The sequence below is a fragment of the Aeromonas sp. FDAARGOS 1407 genome, assembly GCF_019048725.1.
In the GTDB taxonomy this organism is placed as follows: Bacteria; Pseudomonadota; Gammaproteobacteria; order Enterobacterales; family Aeromonadaceae; genus Aeromonas; species Aeromonas enteropelogenes.
Genome location: NZ_CP077399.1, coordinates 1213479 through 1233337 on the forward strand (window position 1 = coordinate 1213479; position 19859 = coordinate 1233337).

The window sequence follows — 19859 nt, forward strand, 5'->3', positions numbered from 1 at the left end:
TTATTTCCTCTTCATCTCTTGCTTGTTGACGTCCCAGCCGTAGTTGATGCTTTGCAGGGCGCGGGCAAAGGCTTGCTCTCGTTGCTTGGTATTGGCGCCGAGGAACGGGCGGGCTGGCAGAGTTACTTCCCAATTTGTTTTTCTGGGGTCACCCTTCAACTTCTTGATCAGCAACCCCGCCTGGGCGTAATTGATGTTCTCGGTTATCCAGCCAATGGATGCAGAACGGTATGTTCCTTTGCGCTTCCCCGGACGTTTGAACCCCAGTTCCCGCAGTTTTCTTGCCTGTCTCTTAGTCGAAGCCATGTCTTTTCCGGCGCCTTTAGGCTTCACTTTTAGACGGCTTACATGGTTGACCTTGTAGGTATGCCCTGACTGATGAGCCCCGGCGACAATCCCCGGATGCACTCCATATGCACCACCCTCAAATCTGAGCTTTGCCGAGTTCTGCTGTGGCTTTTCGGTGATTACGATCAGCTTTCGCATGCCCATCAACATCTTGCGGCGGCCATGCTTCCTTGGAGCCCATGAGCGGCCATTCCAGTCCTGCTGCTTCTGGATATTGCTCTTTGCCGCAATCCTTAAGTTTTCTGCTGCCCGCCACACCAGCCGCTGGCGCTTCTTGGCTGGCATTTCCAACAGCTTTAGCTGCTCCTTTACCGGTATTGTGTCGAGAGTGATGGTGATCATGCCGTGTCACCGATCTGGTGATGGCCGGTGTCACCGACGTTCAGGTCGATATGGTCTGCCACCCAGATTTCATACGGGGCCACGTTCCAGCGCTTGCCGAGCCAGTTGATGGGCCCTTGCGGGTGCTCGATAAGGCGCAGCGGCTCGGCGAAGGGGAGCTGGATCTCGAGGTCGGCCGTCTGCTCATCGTTCGGGGTGACGGCGTATTCGGGATCGGCCAGCTCGAACTGCTCGCGAAAGTCGTCGTGCTCCTGCACCCAGGCCGCGACAGCCGCCAGCAGAATGGCCGGATCCAGCTCTCGAAACGGCAGTTGCTCGATGGTGAACACCGCCTGGTAGGTGAGCCAGGCTACATCCACCCCGGTGGGCCCCATGTTCCTGGGTTCGAGCTTGATGGTGCCGTTCTCCATCCAGCTATCCAGGCGCTTGTGGCATTTGCCCGGCAGCACCCGCTGGATCTCGGCGTGGAGAGCGTGGAGGAAATAGCCCTGGGCCTGCTGTTCGTTCATGCCTTCACTCATATCAACGACACCCCCGCACGGCGCTTGCCCTTGATGCTGCGCACCAGTTGCTGACTCTCGGCCAGCAGTTGGGCGCGTTGATCAGGGGATCGCTCCACCTGGTTGTTCGCGGCGGCCCGCTCGGTGACGCTGGCGAACTCCGGTAAGAGGGCCGCCTTGGCACGGGCAAACACGGCGGCCAGGTACTGCTCGGTCAGGGCGTTGTTGTCACCTTCCAGGCTGGGCCCAGGTACCTCGGCGGCAGTGGTGTAGCCCTTGCCCTGCAGCGCTGTCTGATGGCTGGCGAGCTGCAGGTTGATTTCAGAGACGGCGGCCAGCAAGGCGGCGCCGGTGGTCTGCTGGTCCAGATCGGCAGGCAGGGCGCGGCGGCGTTCGAAGTCGGCGACGGCCACATCCGGCCAGAACCCGTCATTGCGGATGGTGGCGGCGCTGTAGTTGATGTCCTTGCCTGCAAACATGTCTGGACCCCTGTTGATGCTTGCCAATGTGAACACCACTGCCCCGATTGCCCGGGTCGCCGATGGCGCGGCGAGAAAAGGTGCACCCCTGTAGCCACGGATCGCAGGATTCGGCGCGAGCCTTGTGGCTGGCCTATCCTCCCCGCCGGGGTGCGACGGCGCGGAGAGTCGGTTACTCCGGATTCAGCGCCCGCAGGCGCATGGCAATCTTCTGGCGCAAGGTGCCGACGCCCACCTTGCCGTGCAGCTTGTCGGCCTGGGCCAGCCAGTGGTCTGCCTGCTCCAGGGTGGCGCTGTCACCCACTGCACTCGGTCGAGGCTGGCCGTCCTGGTCGCGCAGCAGCAGGCAACCCGCAGCCTTGAACCACTTGGCGGTCAGCTTCTCGTTGAGGCGCCACTCGTTGCGCACCTTGTCGAATACCCTGGAGAACCAGGGCTCGACGGCGTGGCCTTCGGCGGCGTTCTTCTCGGCCCACTCCAGCACGGTGTCGGCCACGAAGTGGGCCCAGTCGCGCTTGATGTTGGCCGGGGTGCGCTGGCCCTGGGCGATGGCGAGATCCGCCCAAGCGATGCCGGCGTCGAAGTCGCCCACATCGAAAGCCCAGATGATGAGGCGCTGAAACAGCTCGTTCTGATAGGGCTGGCCGGACTCAGCAACGGCGGCCAGATAGCGCTCCACATAGGGGCGGTACTTGGGCATCAGCTCATCGCGTTTCATGTTCACCCGGTCGCCGATGCGGGCCAGCTTGCGCAGCCTGACGATGTCCTGCTCCAGGGCAATCAGTTGCAGGTGCAGGCTGTCGGCCACCGCGCCGGTGGCCATGCCAGAGCAGGCGGCCTGCTCGGCCCCCTGCATGGCGAGTACACGCTGTTTGTGGCGTTGACCGGGTGAGCTCATGGGTTAGCCCTGGGCCGCTTGAGCGGCAGCTTCTGCAGCGACAACAGCCGGATCAGCGCCGATCTCGATGTCGGCCTCTTCAAAGCCGCCGTAGGCCTTGTGCTCGCCGAGGGCATAGCCCTCCATGCGCCAGTACTGGTTGTCGAAGCTCTTGCTGTCCTGGTTGTCGTCCGCCTTGCGCTTGCGGGTACCGCGCTGGGTGTAGCAGTGCAGGTTGTCCAGGGTGGTGACCACCATCCGCTTGCCCGGGAAGAAGGGCGGGATATAGGCCTTGCGACCGGCGATGGACTTGGCCAGCTGCTGGGCGGCGATCTGCTCGCTCGGCTTGGTGGCTTCGCTGTAGAGCTTGGCCTGAGCGGCTGCGACCAGATCGGTGCCGACCAGCACCACCAGACGGGGGTCTTGCTGGAACAACGGGTCGATTGTGGTGTTGATGAGGTCGGAGGCCATCTCGTCCAGGGTCTTGTAATCGCCCTTGCCGTCCGGGTCGAAGTAGATCTTCTCGCCGGCTTTGGCCTTGATGATCTGGCTACCACCTTTCCACTCGCGGGCGATCTGGTGCCAACCCTTGTTGACGTCTTGACCCAGCGGGTTCTCCGTCGGATCGGTGTCATCGGCTGCAGACACGCCATTCCAGCCGACCCGCAGCATGTCGAGCGCAAACGCCCTGTTGACGAACTCGCCGACCAGCTTGATGAACTCGCCCTCGCTACCGGCGTTGGCCCAGGTGCAGAGGGTGGCCCAATCCAGCGAGGCGCAGGAGTCGGTCTCGGTCAGTTCGTAGGTGTTGCCATCCACACCGACTTTGCCCTTGAAGCGACCACCCTTTTTACGACCGGTGTAGAGCTGACCCACGCCAACCTGCACGACTTGGCCCTTGATCTGATCCACATCCAGGCAGGTGATGAGGCCAAGGAACTCGACGGAGGCGAGCAGGGCAGATCGCAGGGTGGTTTCCACCGGGCCTGTGACACTGAACTGCTTGTCCAGCTTGCTGATGTCGATGCCGTAGGCTTTGGCCAGGGCATCGCAGTATTTGTTCAGGCGCTGTTCGGCCTGAACGGTCAGGGTTTGGCTCACTGAATGCTCCTTAGCAAACTTGGTAGGTGGTGTCGTCACCGCCGATGGCGCCCGGGCGCTGGCCCGGCTTCTCTGCAGAGAACTGGTCGATCTGGCCTTTCAGCTCGCCGACGGTGCTGGCCAGACCGTTCAGGGTCTCTTCCAGCTTGCTGAACTGCTCGGCGCTGATGCCGGCCTTCTCTTCTTTCGCCGTTTCGGTCACCGGGGCGGTGGTTTCCGGTTTGGCTTCCAGCTTGGCGCTGAAGCCTTCGATCTTGGTGCCCAGGCCGCTGACGGCCCCCAGCAACTGATCGAACTGCTCTTTGGTCATTTCCTCATCCTCTGGTTGGCTGGGGGTAGGTTGGATGGCTGGCTCGCCGTGGCTGGCCAGGAAGCTGAAAAACTTGGATATCAAGCCGTCTGCCTTCTCGTGCTTGGGCAGTTTGAAGGTGGAGAGATCCAGCGGTTCACTGGTACCGATCAGGCGAGACTCGCCCTTCTTCTTGAACTTGAGGTGGGTGGTGCCGGTGCTGGCTGGCTGGTCGGTGACGCCCAGGCCGCGCAGATAGGTGCGGCCCAGATCGGCAAACTGCTCTTGTGGTTCGATGGAACAGAACTGGTACTGGCCAACCTGGTTGTAATAAACCAGATCCCTGGTCGGACTCAGGATGGCGAACAGCTTGAGCTTTCCATCAACGACTTCTGTCTTCAGTTCCTGTACATAGCCGAAGTTCGACCAGCGGTCGTGCTCGGGCCATATCAGTGCTGTGTAGTATTCCGGGTCGTAGGTCTCGGCCATATCAGTCAGCCAAGCAGCGGTGATCTCCCTGCCATCGACGGTGGTCCCTTCGGTGGCGATACAGACCCAGCCAGTTCTCAAGGTTGATGTGTTCATGCCTACTCCCAAGTGATGCGGGCTCAGGCTATCGGGTCGGCAAGGGGGTTTCACGCTATGGTGTTCTGCTGAATTCGGATCCATCAGGAAATCCGAATTGCTCAGAACATCAGTGAGATAAGTGGGGGGAGGGGGCTGGCTATGATGGCGCCATCATTCACCGGATGGAGGCGCCGTGGCGTACCCCGAAGAGATCCGCAATGCGGCGAAGGGACTCTACCTTAAACGATGGACACCCCAGGAAATCAAGGACGAACTGGGGCTCAACTCCTGTCGCATCATCTACTACTGGGCCGAAAAGCTCGGCTGGCGTGACCTGCTGACCGAAGAGGCGGTGGAGGATGCCATCAATCGCCGGGTGCAGGTGTTGCTGCACCGTGAGAAGAAAACCCCGGGCGAGCAAGAGGAGCTGGACCGGCTCATCGGCCACCATGTCAGCCTCAAAGAGAAAGCACTCAAGTGGGCCGAGCGTGAGCAGGCCCTCAAGACCCAGCGGGCGGAAGGGAGTGAACCCGGGCCCAGCCGTGGCAAGCGTGAGCACAACAGCCAGGGAGGGGGTGGCCGCAAGGGGGGCAAGAAGGCCAAGAACGAGATCGGGCACCTGACGGCCGATGACTTTACCGAGTGGCTGGGCACCCTGTTCGGCTATCAGTTGCGTGTGCGGGAGGCCAAGAACGACCCGGCGCTGCCGCGCACCCGCAACATCTTGAAATCCCGTCAGATCGGCATGACCTACTACTTCGCCGGCGAGGCGCTGGAAGATGCGGTGCTGACCGGCGGCAACCAGATTTTCCTGTCTGCCACCCGGGCCCAGGCCGAGGTGTTCCGCTCCTACATCTGCAAGATTGCCCAGACCTTCCTGGGTGTCACCCTGACCGGCAACCCCATCGTGCTGTCTAATGGGGCCGAGCTGCACTTCTGCTCTACCAACTCCAACAGTGCCCAGTCCCGTTCCGGCAACGTCTACATCGACGAATACTTCTGGATCCCCAACTTCGAGAAACTGTCTGATGTGGCCAGTGCCATGGCGACCCAGAGCCACTGGCGCAAGACCTACTTCTCGACCCCGTCGAGCAAGGTGCACGAGGCTTATCGCTTCTGGACCGGGGATCGCTGGAAGGGGCAGCGCCCAAGCCGGGTGGCCATCGACTTCCCAGGCGAAGATGACCTACGCGATGGCGGCCGCGTCTGTCCTGACAGGCAATGGCGCTACGTCATCACCATCGAGGACGCCATTCGCCTCGGTTGCCACCTCATCGACATCGAGGAGCTCAAGGACGAGTACCCGGAGGAGGTGTTCGACCGCCTCTACATGTGCCGCTTTATCGACGATGCCCTGTCGGTGTTCAAGTTTCAGGACATGGAGCGGGCAGGGGTGGACCCGACCCGGTGGGAGGACTACAAGCCCGGGCGGCCTGACCCGTTCGGGCGGCGCGAGGTGTGGATGGGCTACGACCCGAGCCGCACCCGCGACAATGCCACCCTGGTGGTGGTCGCCCCGCCCACCGTCGCCGGCGAGCGCTTCCGGGTGCTGGAAAAGCACTACTGGCGCGGGCTCAACTTCCAGTTCCAGGCGCAGGAGATCGAGCGCATCGCCAAGAAGTTCCGGGTCACCTATCTCGGGGTCGATGTCTCCGGCATCGGCTCCGGGGTGTTTGACCTGTTGAAGCCCATCTTCAAAGGGGTGTGCCACCCCATCAACTACAGCATCGAGAGCAAATCGCGGCTGGTACTCAAGATGATCGATGTGGTGGAGGCGAACCGCATCGAGTGGGACGGCTCGGATCGGGATATCCCGCTGGCGTTCCTCGCCATCAAGCGCAGCACCACCGGCGGCGGCCAGATGACGTTCCGCGCCGCTCGGGACAATGTGACCGGACACGCTGACGTGTTTTTTGCCATCGCCCACGCCGTGGCCAACGAGCCGCTCGATACCAACCGCAAACGTAAATCCACCTGGGTAACCAGCCAGCAGAAGAAGGCAGCATGACCAAACGACAAAAACCGGCCCATCAGGTGGCCACCTCATCCCCTCGGCCATCTGTGATGTTCAGCACGGCGGAGGCCATCGACCCCACGGCCTGGATGACCGATTACACCGGGGTGTTCTTCAACCCCTATGGGGAATATTACCAGCCGCCCATCGACCGCAAGGGGCTGGCCAAGGTGGCGCGGGCCAACGCTCACCACGGGGCGATCCTGATGGCGCGCCGCAATATGGTGGCGGGTCGCTTCACCACCCAGCGCAATGTCATCACCGCCTATGTGCACAACTACGTGCAATTCGGTGACGGCGGCCTGCTCAAGCTGCGCAACGGCTTTGGCCAGGTGGTGGGGCTGCACCCGCTTTCCAGCGTCTACCTGCGCCGCCGTGCTGACGGTTGTTTTGTCTATCTGCAGCAGGGCAAGCCTAACCTGGTTTATCGGCCGGAGGATGTGATCTGGTTGGCCCAGTACGACCCCGAGCAGCAGGTCTATGGCATGCCCGACTATCTGGGCGGCTTGCAGTCTGCCCTGCTCAACCAGGATGCCACCCTGTTCCGCCGCAAATACTTCCTCAATGGCGCCCACATGGGGTTCATCTTCTACACCACCGACCCGAACATGGACGATGAAACCGAGGAGGAGATGAAGCAGATGATCGCCAACAGCAAGGGGGTCGGTAACTTCCGCTCGATGTTCGTGAACATCCCTGAAGGCAAGCCGGACGGCATCAAGCTGATCCCGGTGGGGGATATCGCGACCAAAGACGAGTTCGCAGCCATCAAGGGGATCACCGCCCAGGATGTGCTGACGGCGCACCGGTACCCGCCCGCGCTGGCCGGTATCATCCCGACCAATGGCGGCGGCGGCTTGGGTGACCCCGATAAGTATGACGCTACCTATGCCCGCAACGAGGTGCTGCCACTTTGCGAACTGATCAAAGACTCCATCAACAGTGCCGGGCTGCCCCGTGCGCTATGGGTCGATTTTCGGGAAACCATAGGCTCGGCTGTATAAATAAACAGTGTGCTGTGGCATAATAGATCGTTGATTTATAAGAGAAAGGTGGATGTGATGCGGGTGTATTGCAAAGAGTGTGGCCAACGTGGTCGCATTACCAAGACCAACAAGCTCAGCCCTGATGTTTCTGACCTTTATTGTCAGTGCACAGATGCAGAGTGCGGCCACACATGGGTTGCGTGTCTCTCTTATTCGCATCCCCTGAGCCCTTCATCGAGAACGGCGAGCCAGTTGGTACTGAACCTTGTTGGTTCACTCACGCCAGAGGGGCGACAAATGGTACTGAACGGATTGAGGGCGCAATAGCGCCCTCTTTCTTTTCCTCACAAGGCCAGCGTCTTGTCGCCCTGGGTGTGCCAGCACGATGACTGTCCCTTGAATGTGCCGCCGCACCCCTTTGGCAGCTCACAGTCGCAGTGCTGGCAGGTCTTCGTTTTCAGTTCGGCCTCCTGCTCCAGCCACTTCTCCCAGTCTCGCCTGATCAGGGTGCTGATGTACTCATCTGCTGAATATGGCTCACCGCTGCCAGCCCTGGCGATACGCAGGTGGTCCAGCTGCTGGCGCTCCCGTTCTGAGAGCGCCACCTCCACCCGCTTGATACCGAGAGCCGCCCGTCTTGCCCGCTGGGCCTGCTTGCGCTTGGTGGCATCAATCATCCCTTGAGATCCTCTTCTGTCATCTGACCAATGGGAACGATGGATGCCAGCTGAAATTCAGCACCTGGCTTGGCATAAGTCAGTCTCATCGACTTTTCTATCATCTCAAGCGCCGAGCAAGACATCCGTTTAACCAGAAACACCTCATGTTGGTACCGCGAATATCCGGTGATGCACGTTGCCAGATAGGCATTAATCAATTGGCCCTCTTCCTCTACTTCCTTCATCCCGAACACCACATAGCCCGGCTTTTGTGCGTAGTCGGTGACGAAGGTGATCAGGCGCTTGGCACTGCGGCCGGTGTAGCGTTCGCCGTCCCACTCGTTGAGGGTGACGGTGTCACCCTCCTGAAAGTTGCGCTCCGAGTTATCGCGGATCTCGAACGGCTTGGCGCCGTCCAGTACCGGTTGGAAGTAGCGCGGCATGATTTTCAGTTCGTGGTGCATATCGTTCCCTCCCTTACCACCATGGCATCCTCTTTGGCCCACGCCCGCCAACTGGAGATGGTCGCCTCCTTCGGCGGGGTGTCGGTGGTTGGGTGGCCATACACCACATGGGTAACCGTGCCGCGGTCGTTCTGCTTGGTGGCCGTGACTTCCCTGGTGGTACCGAAGCGGGTGATCACATCACCCGGTACCGGATTTTTGCGGGGGTCTCTCATGCCTCACCCCCTACCACAGTGCACCTATTCACCGCTGCCTGCATCCGCTGATAGATGGCGCTGACGTAGCGGGCCTGATGCTTGGCGTCGTCCAGCGCGCGATGGGCAACTCCCTCGAACGGCATGTCTTTCTTAGGGTCAAAGCCCAGAAGTTCACGCCCCATATCAACAACGGTGCGCACATCCCGATCCTTAAATCCGTTCCAGTAGCCAATAAAACGCACTTTGTTCACCGCATCATAGGCGCTGGCCATGATGGTGCAGTCAAACCCAGCACCGTTACCCCATACACAGGGGCGCTTGCCTTCTTGCATCAGCCACTCCTGAAACTTTTGCAGTGCCTGGAGAAGCGCCATCCGCTTATCGCCATCTACGTTATAGGCAATGGCCGCGCGTGCTTCATCACTCTGCCCCAGCCACCACAGCACGGTGTCAGGGTCTATCTCCCCAAAGCGTGCGCTATCTCGTAGGTCGATATGCGCCTCGAACTCGGCGCCCAGTTCACCTGTCATCGGGTCAAAGAACACGGCCCCGATGGTGACGATGGCCGCGCGGTGGCCTTTTCCCATGGTTTCCAGATCCAGCATTACGTTATTCATGGTTACTCTCCGGCTTCTACATGTTGGCGATGGTCAGCCACTACCTGGTGCAGGGTTGGCTGGTATGTTGGGTTGAGCTGTGCGGCGGCCCCCGGGTTGGCGCGGTCGATGGCGCTGCCCGGTGCGATAAACAGGGTGCGGCCAGTGACGGCGCACCGGATGGTGCCGCTCTGGTCGATTGCCACGGGGGTCAGTCCGTCCACGATATGGCGGCGGCCAACCGAGCGGCCATCAGCTGTCAGCACTGGCACGGTGGGGCGACTGGACTTGGCCTGAAACGGGTTCGGCACCTCGGCGGCGATGGCCGGCAGGGCCAGCAGCGATGGGCGTGGATGGCGACGGCGCAGGATGGCGCAGGCCACGGCCTGCTGTTTGCCCTTGAGCATTCCCACCCACTGGCTGATCTCGTTGGCTGGCCAGCGCTGCTGGAGAATGCAGGTCACCCGGTTATCCAGGCGGCGGTACTCTTCGCGGCTGACGGTCTGTGTGCAACTCATGTTCATGCCCACTCCTCGCTGTAGTCGTCCTGTTCCTGCATCCACTCCGGCGCATCCAGCCCTTCCAGCACGCGCCACATCTCGGACTGATAGGGCTGCGGCAGCATCTCTATCCAGCGGTGCGCCCCGGCGTGGCCCTGTGCCTGGTAGACCTTGCCGCACAGCTCAACCAGCATCGGCCAGTCCTCATCGCCTTCCGGCAGCGCGTACTCATCCGGCTGGCCCTGTTCGGCTGGCACCTGGCCTTCCGGTTGCCAATCCTGCTCGCTCGGGATCGCCCGGCTCGATTGCACCTGGCCGTTCTCCAGCCAGAGGGTGAAGCCGTCCGTGCTGACGCTGGCGCCTGCCCGTAAACGCCCGATGGAGAAGGGAGATAAACCCCATTGCTCTGCCATCAACTGATCCGCGAACGCCTCAGGATCCGGCTGCGTACAGTTATTGTCAGAGCTCCAAGGTGCCGGGCTGTCGCCCGTCTTAACCCCAACACCCCCAGCCGAAACTCTGGCGGCCTTGGCGGCCTCATAGGTGCCTGCTGGCACCACTTCCCACCCTTGCAGGCGGGTCTTGATACCCAGGCGGGCTGTGTGCAACCCCATCAGGCGCTTGATGTCTTCGCCGTATCTGTTGGCCTGCTCCTCGATGAGGTGGGCCAGCTTGATGGGGTGCTCGGCACGGGTAGCCAGTGCGCCACCCATGGCTTCCAGGTAGCAACGAAAGATGGCGTTATCAGCGGCATAGCGGGCGGCCTCAAAGCGTGGGTCTTGCAACACCGGCTTGGGTGGCCCCACGAGTTCGCCATTCTTCTTGGCGTTGCTGATACGGCGCAGCTCGCGCCAGACCCCGACCGGTGCGCCACCGATCTGCTGGAAGGTGCGGATCCCCCACCAACTGGCCCAAGCGCACGCATGCAGAGCGCCCTGGTCTGCTGGGGTGTTAGCCTCTTCGTCGTCACCGACATAGGCGCCATCGATGTTCTTGGCGATGTACTTGGCGAGATAGCCGGTTGCATCGCCCTTGGCTGGGTCGATCATCTTCCAGTCGAACCGTGGCGTGAAATCGGTAAAGGTGGGGGCAGCCATGGGTACCCGCACCAGCTCGTCCTTGTCGTCTGTCAGCGCGTAGTGTTGCAGGGTGCTGATCACCTTGTTGCGATCGCTCGGGCGCATAAACAGCAGCATGTGCCAGTGCGGGGTGCCGTCATGGTGTGGCTCGCACACCCGAAAGCCGTAGACAGGTGAATCATTGCGCTTGAGTGAGGCGCGGGTCAGGCTCCAGAGCTTGGCCAGATAGGCGCAGGTTTCGCGTGGGGTGGCGCCCTGGTACTTGTCGTTCTCGATGGTCTTGCCGTTGCGGCCGGTCTTCCAGGCGTGAAATCGGCTGGGGGCCGTCCAGGTGAAGAACACCCCCACATGGCCCTGTTGCTCTGCGTAGTCCTCGAACCCCCGCATGCGGGTCATCATCTCGTTGCGGCGGTTGACCGGGTTGGAGATGCTGGCCTCCCAGCAATCCTTCATCGAGATCACCAGGTCATGCTGGCCGTTCATCACTTCCGACTCAGCCAACCAGCGCATCATGGCCTGCTTGCGCTCGCGCACCACCTTCATGGTGGCGTTCGAGACGTAGGCGGAGACGCCCTTGCGTACCTTGCCCAGCAGGATGGCGATGTGCTCTTGCAGCCGATCCCAGCAGCGGTTCACGCGCCTCTCCCACCACTTGGCGGAGAGCAGGCGCACCATCACGCTCAGGATCCAGTTATCCCGCGCCTCTCTGGTTTTGAAGTCCGGCATCTTGCCGATGAACCCCCACTGGTCGGCGGGCTGCTTGATGGCTTCCCATGTCTCCATCAGGTCCAGTTCGCCGGCGGTGCTGTTCTGCTCGATGTTTTTCCAGATGGCGGCGGTCTGGTTGGCGAACTGGTGGGCCACCCGCTTGCGGCCGTCATCATCGCGCAAGTGGTGGGCATCGACCGGCAGCGCCATCACCAGAGAGCGAACCCACTTCACCCGTTCCCGCAGCCAGATGTTGGCGCTGCGGCAGTTGCGGGCAGTGCCATCTTTGCGGCGGCGCACGTACTGCTTGAACAGCACCTGGGTGAACTGCATGGAGAGGCCATCGAGCAGCTGCACCGCCCAGACCAGATCGTATTCACCAGGGGCGCCCACAAAGGCGGCCTCCAGCTTGGTGCCCGGCATGGAGTTGGCGAGGGCATCGATACGGGCCTTGAGGGTCTTCTTGGATAGCGGCAGCTGGTTGCGTTTTGGCGTCGGCAGGCGGCTGATGGCAAAACCAAGATGGCCAGCCTCGGCGGCTGGCCCTGTTTTCTGTTGGTTGGTCATTGGTTATTGTTACCCGACAGCTCTTTGATGTTGTTCCGGCAGGAGGCCAGCGCATGGCGGGCATGCCTCGCCATCTTTCTGGCTGCGACACACTGGCGCAGGGTGAGGGAGACCGTGCAGCGGGGGCGAGGGGAGAGCTGGCGCATGGCCAGCAGGTCGCGCTGGTAGCTGCGCAGGCGGGCCTCGTCGCCCATCATGGTGTCGAACCATCTATCCACACGGGTTTGCAGGTCGGTGATCAGGCGGTGGCTCATTTGATGGTCTCCCCCAGTCCATGGAGCGGTTCGCAGTCTGCCCACCACTCGGCGATTTCTCTGGCCAGCGCCACCTCACCGCTACCCAGCGCCAACCAGTACACGGCGCGGATGGCGCCAAGGGCCAGCAGCTCGGCAATGTGAGACTCAATGTCGGGATGGCCGGCAAACATGTTTGCACAATCAAACTCGCCGCGAGCGGCCTCCCAATGCCTGGCCAACTGGCTGAGCGGTGCGGATGGCCGCATGTGGGCGGGGCCCGCCTCTGTGGTGCCCTGGTCATCCAGCGGGGCCTCCAGTTCAAACAGGTCGGTCATACCAGCGTCTCCTTGTCGTCGCGGTCTGCATTGGCCTCGCTGCAGGCCAGCGCCAGCAGCCCATACATCGCCAGCAGCAGCACTGCTGAGCGAGTGACAACCAGATCCTCACGCCGCAGGCCATCACCCTGGTTCAGCTCTGCCAGCAGTTGCACGACCAGCTCGCCGGTGTCCTCGAAGGCAGCCAGCCGCTTGCTCAGCTCGTCGGCTGACCTGTAGCCAATGCAATGAGCGGCGGCCGACATGGCGACCATGCTGGTGTTTACCTCACCGACAAGCGGCTCTGGTAGCGAATCGCCGTTAACGCCGACCCAGTCGCTCAGGCTGGCGGCGGTGGTTTTGACCACCCCATACAAATCCAGCACAGCCAGCTCTGCGGCCAGACGGGCCCGCATTGCCATCGGGTTTACATAGGTGTCGCTCATGCTGCACCCCCTACCACCACGCATCCGTTCACCGGTGACCAGCTTGAAATGGGCACTTGCAGGCCCAGCTTGTTTTGATCACGCTCGCCGCTCAGCAGCATGAGTGCTTGTTCGTTGCAGCTTTCGCAGCCACACCACTGGCCTCCGCACTGGCAGAACTCTTGCTCGCCGTGTTTCTCCGTGGAGTAGATGGAAAGGCGCAAGCAGTCCTGACACATCACAAAGAAGCTGATGCGGATCACGCTCAGGCGATTAGGTCGGCTCGGCACCTTGATGGTTTGCATCACCGAGGCATCTGGGCCAGAGGCCATATCAGCGCCAATGAAGAACGGGTTATCCATAAATGGCAGGTCATCAACCGGGTCCTGAGCGGCCTCGTCTTGCGGCTGGAACACCATCCGCTCTTCATCGACACTCCAGGTAAAGCTGCTTCTTCCCTCTACGAACAGCCATTCATCCGCAGCCTGTGGGTTGGCTGCGGCGAACTCGTTGAACAAGCGAAGGAACATCAGGTCTTGGCTCATGCCTCATCCCCCATCACTGAGTCATCATTGAGCAGATCCGCGGGGCGGCTGGTCACGACCAGCTGCACCTGGATGTACTCATCACCGGAGTAGAGCTCGCCCAGGGCGATGCGGTTTTCCTGCTCGCCAGTGGCCAGCAGCTCGGTCAGCAGCGGCAGCACAGCCCGCTCTGCCCGCTTGGCGATATGAATGGCGTCGATGCTCATGGTTGAGCCCTCCGGTTCATGGTGTGAAACAGCTGGTACCAGCGCTGGTTCTGTCTGGCCTGGGCCATCAGGGACTTGCCCTCCGACCCACGGTAGAGGTAGGAGTAATCGGTGCTGGCGCGAAGCCGCGCCGTCAATTCGTGCACGGCGGCAATGGCGGTTTGCCGGTTGACCGGGTGTAACAGCGTGTTCATGCCACCCCCTCGATGATGCGGATAGCGCCAGAGGTCAGGCGCTCCATGCGGGCGTAGCCGTTCCGGCCGCGCAGCCAGGTGGTGCCGCAGTTGATGTAACCGCGGCTGACCAGATAGGCGCTGGCGGCCTTGATAGTCGGTTCGGTATGACGCGTGATAACGGCGGCCATGATCAGATCCCCCCACGGCTGTTGACGCATGACCAGACCGCACGCCAGGCCATGGCGGCCGGGCGTTCTACGGCATGGATCAGGTCAGGGCTGGTGCGGTAACGCTGACCACGGCAGGCCAGCTTGCGGTTTTGCAGGCGCAGGTTGCGCAATTGGTCACGAATGGCTAAAGTTGGCATGTCGATTTTCCTTGTTGACGATGGAAAGCCCGCTGGTGTTGGCGCACCGATAGCGGGTTTTTTATTGCCCGATGGCCCTGGGGCCTGACTGGCACATCTCACTGCCCGCCAGCACGGCGCGTTTCATGCGCAGCTTGGCGGCCCTTTCTCTCTTCTCTCTCTCGATATCCCCGATAGGCCTGGTCACCGGCGCCGGGTGCCACACCTGGGTGTCACAGCCGCCGCGAAACGCCCCCTGGTACTCCAGCGCGATCACCGCAAGCCGGATCGCCTCACGTTGCTCATGGGGCAGGCCTGACAAAGTGGCCGTCATCAGCTCGCCCCGTGGCTGGCGGGCGATGGCACAGATGGCCGCCTTCTTGGCCTGGCTCAGGGCCAGCCAGTCGGTGTCCAGACTGGAGCGCGTTTTGCCGAACAACTCCCGCAGGATCTGGCAGCCGGCGGTGTTCATGGCCACCTGCTCCAGCGGAGTCAGGCCCGCCAAATTGCGTTGTTCATAGTCGATGCGTTGCGTTTGCATGGGGTTCTCCTTGCGGTATGGGGCCTAGGCCCCTTCCTGTTCTGCGGCGGTTTCTGCGACCCCGGCCTGCTTGAGTGCCTCAATGGCGGGGAACGGGCGAGAGTGGGTGGGGATGGGCTGGGCGGTATGCACGACCGGCAGCACCACGGCGGGGTTTCTCAGTTCTGCCGGTTTCAGCTCTGCCACAATTTCGGCCAGCACTTTGCAGCGGAAATTGCACTCAACATTGGAGCATCGCTGATATGACTCGAAAGACAGCAGGCTCATTGGGCGAGTCGTGCGGCTGGTCATACGGCTTTTGCAGTGGGGGCAACGTAATCTCATGGTCTGGTCTCCTAGGCGCCGATGGCGGCGCGGGCCATATCCGCAGCGCATGCCAAGCTGGGGATGGCGTGAAATCTGTCTTCGACCTCGGTGGCCAGCAGCACCAGGTGCTCGATGCCTGCCCACAAGCCGCCGACGACGGTGTTTCGGTGTGACTTGGTGACGCGGTCACCGGCGAGGAGGGTGGTGGCCTGGGCGGTAACGCCCAGGATCTGGGCCCCCGCATTCAGCGCCTGCTGGGCGCGGGCCTCTGGCGCAACCGGGGCCGCCCCCGGCAGGCGAACGGCGGTCAGACCGCAGTCAAACAGCAGGCCGTCGAACAGGGTGTCGTCCCCGGTGGCGCGATAAAGGGCGATGAGGTCGAGGGCGGTGAGCTTGTGTTTCTCGCTGGCCGGATTGAACTTGTTGTGCAGCACACGGCTCGGCATGCCGAGCTCGCGTTCCAGTTCGCTGATGTTGTGCATACCCTTGAAGGTGTCGCAGGCCGCCGCAAAGTGGTTGTGTGAAATACAGGACTGGTTTGACACTCTGATTTCCCTCCAAAGGACGATATGGTTAACCCGCGTGTTTGAACTGGGGTGCCAACACCGACCCCGCCATCTGCTTGGCGATAAACACATGCACCTTGACCATCGACAGCTCATTCGGGAGTTCTTTCTCCATGATCTCGAGCTTGCCGGCTTTGACCCAGCCACGGGCGGTATCGGTAGAAACCCCGATCCACGCGGCAAACCTGGCGATGGGCATCAGCGGTGGGATGTCTGCCGATAGAACCAGGGTGATCGCGCTGACGGCGGGGGCCTGGGTCGGCCTGGCGGCTGGATTGATATGACGAGGTGGCATGGTGGTTACGCCTTCCCTGGTTGCGCGTTGGCGGGGTCATCCTTGGCGGCGGCCGTCGCCCGCTGGACGCTGGGGATCTCCTCCAGCGGGGTGCCCGGTGCGACGCGCTGATAGGGGCGCTGCTGGCCGTAAGTATTCACCGGAACAGTATTGACACAGGAAAAATGAGACGATCGTCTCTTGATCCCACTTTCCTGCTTGCTTGATCCTGCTCCTTAGATACGCTCCCCCCATGAGCAAAAACACCATGCATTCCGCGGGAATGCCCACCACTCTGGAGCAGGCCAACGAGCTGATTTATAAGCTCCTCGACCGCATCGCCGAGCTGGAGGTCCGCCTCAATCAGCACAGCGGCAACTCCTCCAAGCCGCCTTCCAGCGACGGCCCCGGTGCACCGCCGCCGGCCCGCAAGCGTCCGGCGTCCGGCAAGCAACGGGGGGCGCAGCCCGGTCACAAGGGACATCGCCGCGAGCGGCATCCGCTTGATGCCCGCCTGACCCTGGTCCCGCATTACCCTGCCGCCGATTGCGCTTGCTGTGGCGGGGACATGGTGGCCCATGCCAAACCCTATCAGGTTCATCAGGTGTTCGAGCTGCCCGAGGTGAGCTATCTCGTCACCGAACACCAACTGTATCGTGCGACCTGCTCACGGTGTATCGGCACGACCCAGGCCGCACTGCCAGACAACGTCAGCAGCAGCCAGATGGGGGCCAATCTGCTCAGCTACATCGCGCTGCAAAGCGGCCAGTTTCACCAGAGCGTCAGCCAGATACAGCAGCAGCTCAAACAGCATTTCGGCCTGAGTTTTAGCCGGGGCGCCATCAGTGAGGCGCAGGGGCGGGTGAGTGCCATGCTCACCCCGACCTACCAGGCCATCAAGCAGCAGGTGCAGACGGCCACCCACGTTCATGCCGATGAGACCCGGCATCAGCGGGGTGGAGAGCGCCGCTGGATGTGGCTGGCGCTGAGCAAGATAGCCGTCTGCTTCATGACGGCCTATGGCCGTGGTCAGGAGGCGGCCAAGCGGCTGCTGGGCGCCGAGTTTGACGGGGTGCTGGTGACCGACCAGTACGCCGGCTACCGGTTTATCGACGCCGACCAGCGGCAACTGTGCTGGGCCCACGTGGCCCGCAATCTCGTGGCCATCGCCGAGAGTAGCGAGCAGTGCAACCAGCCCATCGGTGCCCGGTTGGTCTTGCTGGCGGATGCGGTGTTTCGTACCCGGCACCGTTGGGAAAGCGGTGCGTTGAGCAAGCAGAAATACCTGCGCAGGCTCGCGCGTTACCGGCAAAGCTGGCGAAGCCAGTTGGAGCGCGGCGCCCTGTTGTGCAGCAAACGCTACCGTGGACGATGCCAGTTGCTGCTGCGGGATGACGAGATGCTGTGGCGGTTTATGACTGACGACGAAATAGCGCTGACCAACAACGAGGCGGAGCGGGCGCTGCGTGGCTATGTGCTCTGGCGCAAGGGTAGCTACGGCGTGTGGTCTCACCGGGGCGAGCTGTTTCGCCAGCGCATCCTGTCGTTGGTGGAGACCGGCAAGCGATTGGGCCGCTGCCCACAGGAGTGGTTGAGGGCCGTGGTCAGGGCGTGCATCGAGAAGACAGATTATCCCATCCCGGCAGAACTGATGCCGTCAACCCCGTCCTGGTGAATAGATACTGCTGGCCAGAGGGGGTAGCGGGGTCGGCTTTCAGCGCGCCGCCGGTCACCACCTCGATCTGGTAGGCGCGAAGCTTGGGTATATTCTCTCCCCATTGAGATATCGCTTGAGTCTTCACACCGAGCGCCTTTGCTAATGGAGTGATTCCTCCGAAATGCGCAATCACATCATCAGTTTTCATTCTGCCCACCGTTGGTAAATATCCTTACGCAAATAACTTTACGATCCTCGGGGTGTCTGAGGCAAGTTTATTTACCTAAAAAAGTAAATTGGTTTACGTAACTGGGGTGTAAGGTTGCTTACATGAACGTAAATGAACGCATAAAATCCAGACGAATGGCTTGTGGCTTAACACAAGACCAAGTAGCCAACCGAGTAGGTGTAACTCGGGTCGCTGTTAGCCATTGGGAGAGAGGTGGAGCAGACCCTAACGGCCGCTATCTCAATGAGTTAGCGGCTGCGCTTGGTGTGTCTGTCGATTGGCTGCTGACGGGGAAAGAAGAAGGCAGCATGGGCGTCTCTGAGCCCCCGTTCCCGGGTTATCGCAACGTCGAACCCGCCGAGATCCCACAAGGCACGCGGGTCCCCATTCTCAGTTATGTGCAGGCAGGCCAGTGGCGAGAGATGTGCGAACAAGCCACGGCGTTTGATGGCAGCCTGGAATATGTCGCGGCGGGTGTCAGTGTCGGCAGCTGCGCGTTTGGTCTGTGGGTGCGCGGCAACTCCATGGAGCCGGACTTCAAAGAGGGTGACTTGTTGATCGTTGACCCTGACGAGGCTCCCAAGGCGGGTGACTTTGTCATTGCCAAGAATGGCAGCGAAGAGGCCACCTTCAAAAAATACCGCTCCCGCGGTGAATACGACGACGGCCGCCCTCGCTTCGAGCTGGTGCCCCTCAATGACGACCATGAAACCCTGAGCACCGACCAAACCCACATCGCCATCATCGGCGTGGTGGTCGAGCACCGTCGCATTTTGAAACGGGGCGGGTGAGGGTCAGGTGGCGGCCTGTGACAGGATCAGTAACCGCGCCCGGTCGAGCAACAAGCATTGCAGGGCGAAGTGTTGGAGCTGGTCGAAGGTATACCAGCGCTGACCAGACAGGGCGAGCGGATACAATTTGCCGTTGACCTCCAAGTCTGCGTGACGGGTATAGAGGGTTGCTAGTGCAAAAAACATCATGTTCAAAAATTGTCTTAACCGCTGGCGCAACCCGGTCGGGGTGTGGGTCAGCACCACGGCATCGAAACGATCGGAAGACTCAAAGTGCGCCAACCGATAAGAGTGGCAGATAACGGTGAACATGGCGGACATCTCCTAATAGGCGGGACGTTAAATGAGCAAAATTCGTTACCGAGAAGCTGGCAGCCTGTATCTGAACATACAGGGTCATGATGCGACACCGCTAACCGCGTTGCTGGAAGAGCATGGGGTTGAAAACGGTGGCGCGATCGCAACCTACAGCGACGGTGCTCAGTATTTTATCGAAGTGTTTGACTGGATTGCACAAAACCCTGAGCAGGTAAAAGCAATATGCGCGGTGCTCGTTGCGCTTGTCAGTCGTTTTAACCGTTGCAGTGTCAAAGCTATCGTCGAAGGCAAGCAGATTGAAATCAACAATCTTAGCGCCAAGAACGCGACAGCCTTGGCCAAAGAGTTAAGCAATGGGCCGGTTCGGCAGATCACGGTTGACCTGAGAGCAGTCGATGATGAGTAGCAATGACGGCAACTTCACAGCGTATCGTCCCCGCGGCATCGATGAGAACGGGCAAGAGGTGTTTGAACTGGTCCCGCTTAATGACGATTACCCGCCCATGCACTCCGACCGGCAGCACATCGAAATCATCGGCGTGATGGTCGAACACCGCATTTTTAGAAAACGATAGGGCGCTAAAGCGCCCTATTTGCTAATTGAAATTTGTTAACAGCCTTATGTCTACGGCCATTTTAATTCAATGAATTTCATT

The 19859-nt window shown here is 60.9% G+C and carries 33 protein-coding genes and 2 pseudogenes; 8 read left to right on the top strand and 27 right to left on the bottom strand.

The window, feature by feature from the left end; translation table 11 throughout:
• The 6 genes from I6L37_RS05805 to I6L37_RS05830 all read right to left on the bottom strand — a co-directional run bounded on the left by I6L37_RS05805 (position 1) and on the right by I6L37_RS05830 (position 4521).
• Positions 1-690, bottom strand: coding sequence for a virion morphogenesis protein (locus tag I6L37_RS05805; protein WP_216993500.1), 690 nt, complete (start codon positions 688-690; stop codon positions 1-3).
• On the bottom strand, positions 687-1211 hold the full coding sequence (locus I6L37_RS05810) for a phage tail protein (protein WP_216993501.1): 525 nt from the start codon (positions 1209-1211) through the stop codon (positions 687-689). Before I6L37_RS05810 ends, I6L37_RS05805 begins: the two co-directional genes overlap by 4 nt.
• A complete protein-coding gene (locus I6L37_RS05815) occupies positions 1208-1669 on the bottom strand; it encodes a head completion/stabilization protein (protein ID WP_216993502.1) in 462 nt (153 codons plus the stop codon). Before I6L37_RS05815 ends, I6L37_RS05810 begins: the two co-directional genes overlap by 4 nt.
• Before the next feature lie 172 nt (positions 1670-1841).
• Positions 1842-2567, bottom strand: a complete 726-nt coding sequence (locus I6L37_RS05820; RefSeq protein WP_216993503.1) for a terminase endonuclease subunit — start codon at positions 2565-2567, stop codon at positions 1842-1844.
• 3 nt (positions 2568-2570) lie between these two features.
• Positions 2571-3647 (bottom strand): phage major capsid protein, P2 family, encoded by a 1077-nt coding sequence (locus I6L37_RS05825; protein ID WP_216993504.1) that lies wholly within the window; start codon positions 3645-3647, stop codon positions 2571-2573.
• A gap of 10 nt (positions 3648-3657) precedes the next feature.
• A complete protein-coding gene (locus tag I6L37_RS05830) occupies positions 3658-4521 on the bottom strand; it encodes a GPO family capsid scaffolding protein (RefSeq protein ID WP_216993505.1) in 864 nt (287 codons plus the stop codon).
• A 175-nt stretch (positions 4522-4696) separates the two neighbouring features.
• Here I6L37_RS05830 and I6L37_RS05835 point away from each other — a divergent pair, with 175 nt between their 5' ends.
• Genes I6L37_RS05835 through I6L37_RS05845 form a run of 3 tightly spaced genes read left to right on the top strand, consistent with a single transcriptional unit; the run spans position 4697 to position 7830 of the window.
• Positions 4697-6511 (top strand): terminase family protein, encoded by a 1815-nt coding sequence (locus I6L37_RS05835; protein WP_216993506.1) that lies wholly within the window; start codon positions 4697-4699, stop codon positions 6509-6511.
• The gene (locus I6L37_RS05840; RefSeq protein ID WP_216993507.1) at positions 6508-7521 is read left to right on the top strand and encodes a phage portal protein; all 1014 of its coding nucleotides are present in this window, start codon (positions 6508-6510) and stop codon (positions 7519-7521) included. The genes I6L37_RS05835 and I6L37_RS05840 overlap by 4 nt, the downstream gene beginning before the upstream one ends.
• A 57-nt stretch (positions 7522-7578) precedes the next feature.
• Positions 7579-7830: an ogr/Delta-like zinc finger family protein gene (locus I6L37_RS05845; protein ID WP_082037449.1), complete on the top strand. Its 252-nt coding sequence runs from the start codon at positions 7579-7581 to the stop codon at positions 7828-7830.
• A gap of 17 nt (positions 7831-7847) precedes the next feature.
• Here the strand turns inward: I6L37_RS05845 and I6L37_RS05850 are convergent, their stop codons facing one another.
• From I6L37_RS05850 to I6L37_RS22180, 19 genes are all read right to left on the bottom strand, one after another.
• Entirely contained in the window at positions 7848-8180 is a 333-nt protein-coding gene (locus tag I6L37_RS05850) for a hypothetical protein (RefSeq protein WP_216993508.1), read from the bottom strand.
• A complete protein-coding gene (locus I6L37_RS22040) occupies positions 8177-8626 on the bottom strand; it encodes a DUF3850 domain-containing protein (RefSeq protein WP_254203547.1) in 450 nt (149 codons plus the stop codon). Before I6L37_RS22040 ends, I6L37_RS05850 begins: the two co-directional genes overlap by 4 nt.
• Positions 8611-8841 carry a hypothetical protein gene (locus I6L37_RS05860; RefSeq protein ID WP_216993509.1) on the bottom strand — a complete coding sequence of 77 codons (231 nt, stop codon included), beginning with the start codon at positions 8839-8841 and terminating at the stop codon, positions 8611-8613. Before I6L37_RS05860 ends, I6L37_RS22040 begins: the two co-directional genes overlap by 16 nt.
• Entirely contained in the window at positions 8838-9440 is a 603-nt protein-coding gene (locus I6L37_RS05865) for a 3'-5' exonuclease (protein WP_216993510.1), read from the bottom strand. The genes I6L37_RS05860 and I6L37_RS05865 overlap by 4 nt, the downstream gene beginning before the upstream one ends.
• Before the next feature lie 2 nt (positions 9441-9442).
• The gene (locus tag I6L37_RS05870) at positions 9443-9937 is read right to left on the bottom strand and encodes a hypothetical protein (RefSeq protein WP_216993511.1); all 495 of its coding nucleotides are present in this window, start codon (positions 9935-9937) and stop codon (positions 9443-9445) included.
• 2 nt (positions 9938-9939) lie between these two features.
• The gene (locus tag I6L37_RS05875) at positions 9940-12129 is read right to left on the bottom strand and encodes a replication endonuclease (protein ID WP_254203572.1); all 2190 of its coding nucleotides are present in this window, start codon (positions 12127-12129) and stop codon (positions 9940-9942) included.
• A gap of 140 nt (positions 12130-12269) precedes the next feature.
• A complete protein-coding gene (locus I6L37_RS05880) occupies positions 12270-12527 on the bottom strand; it encodes a hypothetical protein (RefSeq protein ID WP_216993513.1) in 258 nt (85 codons plus the stop codon).
• Positions 12524-12844 (bottom strand): hypothetical protein, encoded by a 321-nt coding sequence (locus I6L37_RS05885; RefSeq protein WP_128296135.1) that lies wholly within the window; start codon positions 12842-12844, stop codon positions 12524-12526. The genes I6L37_RS05880 and I6L37_RS05885 overlap by 4 nt, the downstream gene beginning before the upstream one ends.
• Positions 12841-13269, bottom strand: a complete 429-nt coding sequence (locus I6L37_RS05890) for a hypothetical protein (protein ID WP_216993514.1) — start codon at positions 13267-13269, stop codon at positions 12841-12843. Before I6L37_RS05890 ends, I6L37_RS05885 begins: the two co-directional genes overlap by 4 nt.
• Positions 13266-13793: a hypothetical protein gene (locus I6L37_RS05895; RefSeq protein ID WP_216993515.1), complete on the bottom strand. Its 528-nt coding sequence runs from the start codon at positions 13791-13793 to the stop codon at positions 13266-13268. Before I6L37_RS05895 ends, I6L37_RS05890 begins: the two co-directional genes overlap by 4 nt.
• Positions 13790-13999, bottom strand: coding sequence for a hypothetical protein (locus tag I6L37_RS05900; protein WP_216993516.1), 210 nt, complete (start codon positions 13997-13999; stop codon positions 13790-13792). The genes I6L37_RS05895 and I6L37_RS05900 overlap by 4 nt, the downstream gene beginning before the upstream one ends.
• A complete protein-coding gene (locus I6L37_RS05905) occupies positions 13996-14193 on the bottom strand; it encodes a hypothetical protein (RefSeq protein WP_216993517.1) in 198 nt (65 codons plus the stop codon). Before I6L37_RS05905 ends, I6L37_RS05900 begins: the two co-directional genes overlap by 4 nt.
• On the bottom strand, positions 14190-14363 hold the full coding sequence (locus I6L37_RS05910; protein WP_216993518.1) for a hypothetical protein: 174 nt from the start codon (positions 14361-14363) through the stop codon (positions 14190-14192). The genes I6L37_RS05905 and I6L37_RS05910 overlap by 4 nt, the downstream gene beginning before the upstream one ends.
• A gap of 2 nt (positions 14364-14365) precedes the next feature.
• On the bottom strand, positions 14366-14542 hold the full coding sequence (locus I6L37_RS05915; RefSeq protein WP_216993519.1) for a hypothetical protein: 177 nt from the start codon (positions 14540-14542) through the stop codon (positions 14366-14368).
• A 61-nt stretch (positions 14543-14603) separates the two neighbouring features.
• Positions 14604-15062 (bottom strand): hypothetical protein, encoded by a 459-nt coding sequence (locus tag I6L37_RS05920; RefSeq protein ID WP_216993520.1) that lies wholly within the window; start codon positions 15060-15062, stop codon positions 14604-14606.
• Positions 15063-15086: 24 nt separating this feature from the next.
• Positions 15087-15437 (bottom strand): ogr/Delta-like zinc finger family protein, encoded by a 351-nt coding sequence (locus tag I6L37_RS05925; RefSeq protein WP_128296128.1) that lies wholly within the window; start codon positions 15435-15437, stop codon positions 15087-15089.
• A complete protein-coding gene (locus I6L37_RS05930; RefSeq protein WP_216993522.1) occupies positions 15398-15913 on the bottom strand; it encodes a phage regulatory CII family protein in 516 nt (171 codons plus the stop codon). The genes I6L37_RS05925 and I6L37_RS05930 overlap by 40 nt, the downstream gene beginning before the upstream one ends.
• A gap of 28 nt (positions 15914-15941) precedes the next feature.
• A complete protein-coding gene (locus I6L37_RS05935) occupies positions 15942-16229 on the bottom strand; it encodes a hypothetical protein (RefSeq protein ID WP_216993523.1) in 288 nt (95 codons plus the stop codon).
• 5 nt (positions 16230-16234) lie between these two features.
• Positions 16235-16369: a hypothetical protein gene (locus I6L37_RS22180; protein WP_302056957.1), complete on the bottom strand. Its 135-nt coding sequence runs from the start codon at positions 16367-16369 to the stop codon at positions 16235-16237.
• A 92-nt stretch (positions 16370-16461) separates the two neighbouring features.
• Between I6L37_RS22180 and I6L37_RS05940 the strand changes: the two genes are divergently transcribed.
• Positions 16462-17883 (top strand): IS66-like element ISKpn15 family transposase, encoded by a 1422-nt coding sequence (locus I6L37_RS05940; RefSeq protein WP_216993524.1) that lies wholly within the window; start codon positions 16462-16464, stop codon positions 17881-17883.
• On the opposite strand, the gene I6L37_RS22200 is transcribed toward I6L37_RS05940, so the two are convergent.
• Positions 17813-18073: a Cro/CI family transcriptional regulator gene (locus tag I6L37_RS22200; RefSeq protein WP_216993525.1), complete on the bottom strand. Its 261-nt coding sequence runs from the start codon at positions 18071-18073 to the stop codon at positions 17813-17815. The two genes, I6L37_RS05940 and I6L37_RS22200, sit on opposite strands and share 71 nt — an antisense overlap.
• A 122-nt stretch (positions 18074-18195) precedes the next feature.
• Here I6L37_RS22200 and I6L37_RS22205 point away from each other — a divergent pair.
• Together I6L37_RS22205 and I6L37_RS05950 are read left to right on the top strand one after the other, a co-directional pair.
• Positions 18196-18384: pseudogene (locus I6L37_RS22205) on the top strand (helix-turn-helix domain-containing protein); the annotation flags it as partial.
• An 18-nt stretch (positions 18385-18402) separates the two neighbouring features.
• Positions 18403-18885: a S24 family peptidase gene (locus tag I6L37_RS05950; RefSeq protein WP_336470434.1), complete on the top strand. Its 483-nt coding sequence runs from the start codon at positions 18403-18405 to the stop codon at positions 18883-18885.
• A gap of 3 nt (positions 18886-18888) precedes the next feature.
• On the opposite strand, the gene I6L37_RS05955 is transcribed toward I6L37_RS05950, so the two are convergent.
• Positions 18889-19197, bottom strand: a complete 309-nt coding sequence (locus tag I6L37_RS05955) for a hypothetical protein (RefSeq protein WP_102949102.1) — start codon at positions 19195-19197, stop codon at positions 18889-18891.
• Between the two features lie 31 nt (positions 19198-19228).
• Between I6L37_RS05955 and I6L37_RS05960 the strand changes: the two genes are divergently transcribed.
• A complete protein-coding gene (locus I6L37_RS05960) occupies positions 19229-19609 on the top strand; it encodes a hypothetical protein (RefSeq protein WP_010673014.1) in 381 nt (126 codons plus the stop codon).
• Positions 19608-19778, top strand: a pseudogene (locus I6L37_RS05965) (LexA family transcriptional repressor); the annotation flags it as partial. The gene I6L37_RS05960 and the pseudogene I6L37_RS05965, both read left to right, overlap by 2 nt.
• Between the last annotated feature and the right edge of the window lie 81 nt (positions 19779-19859).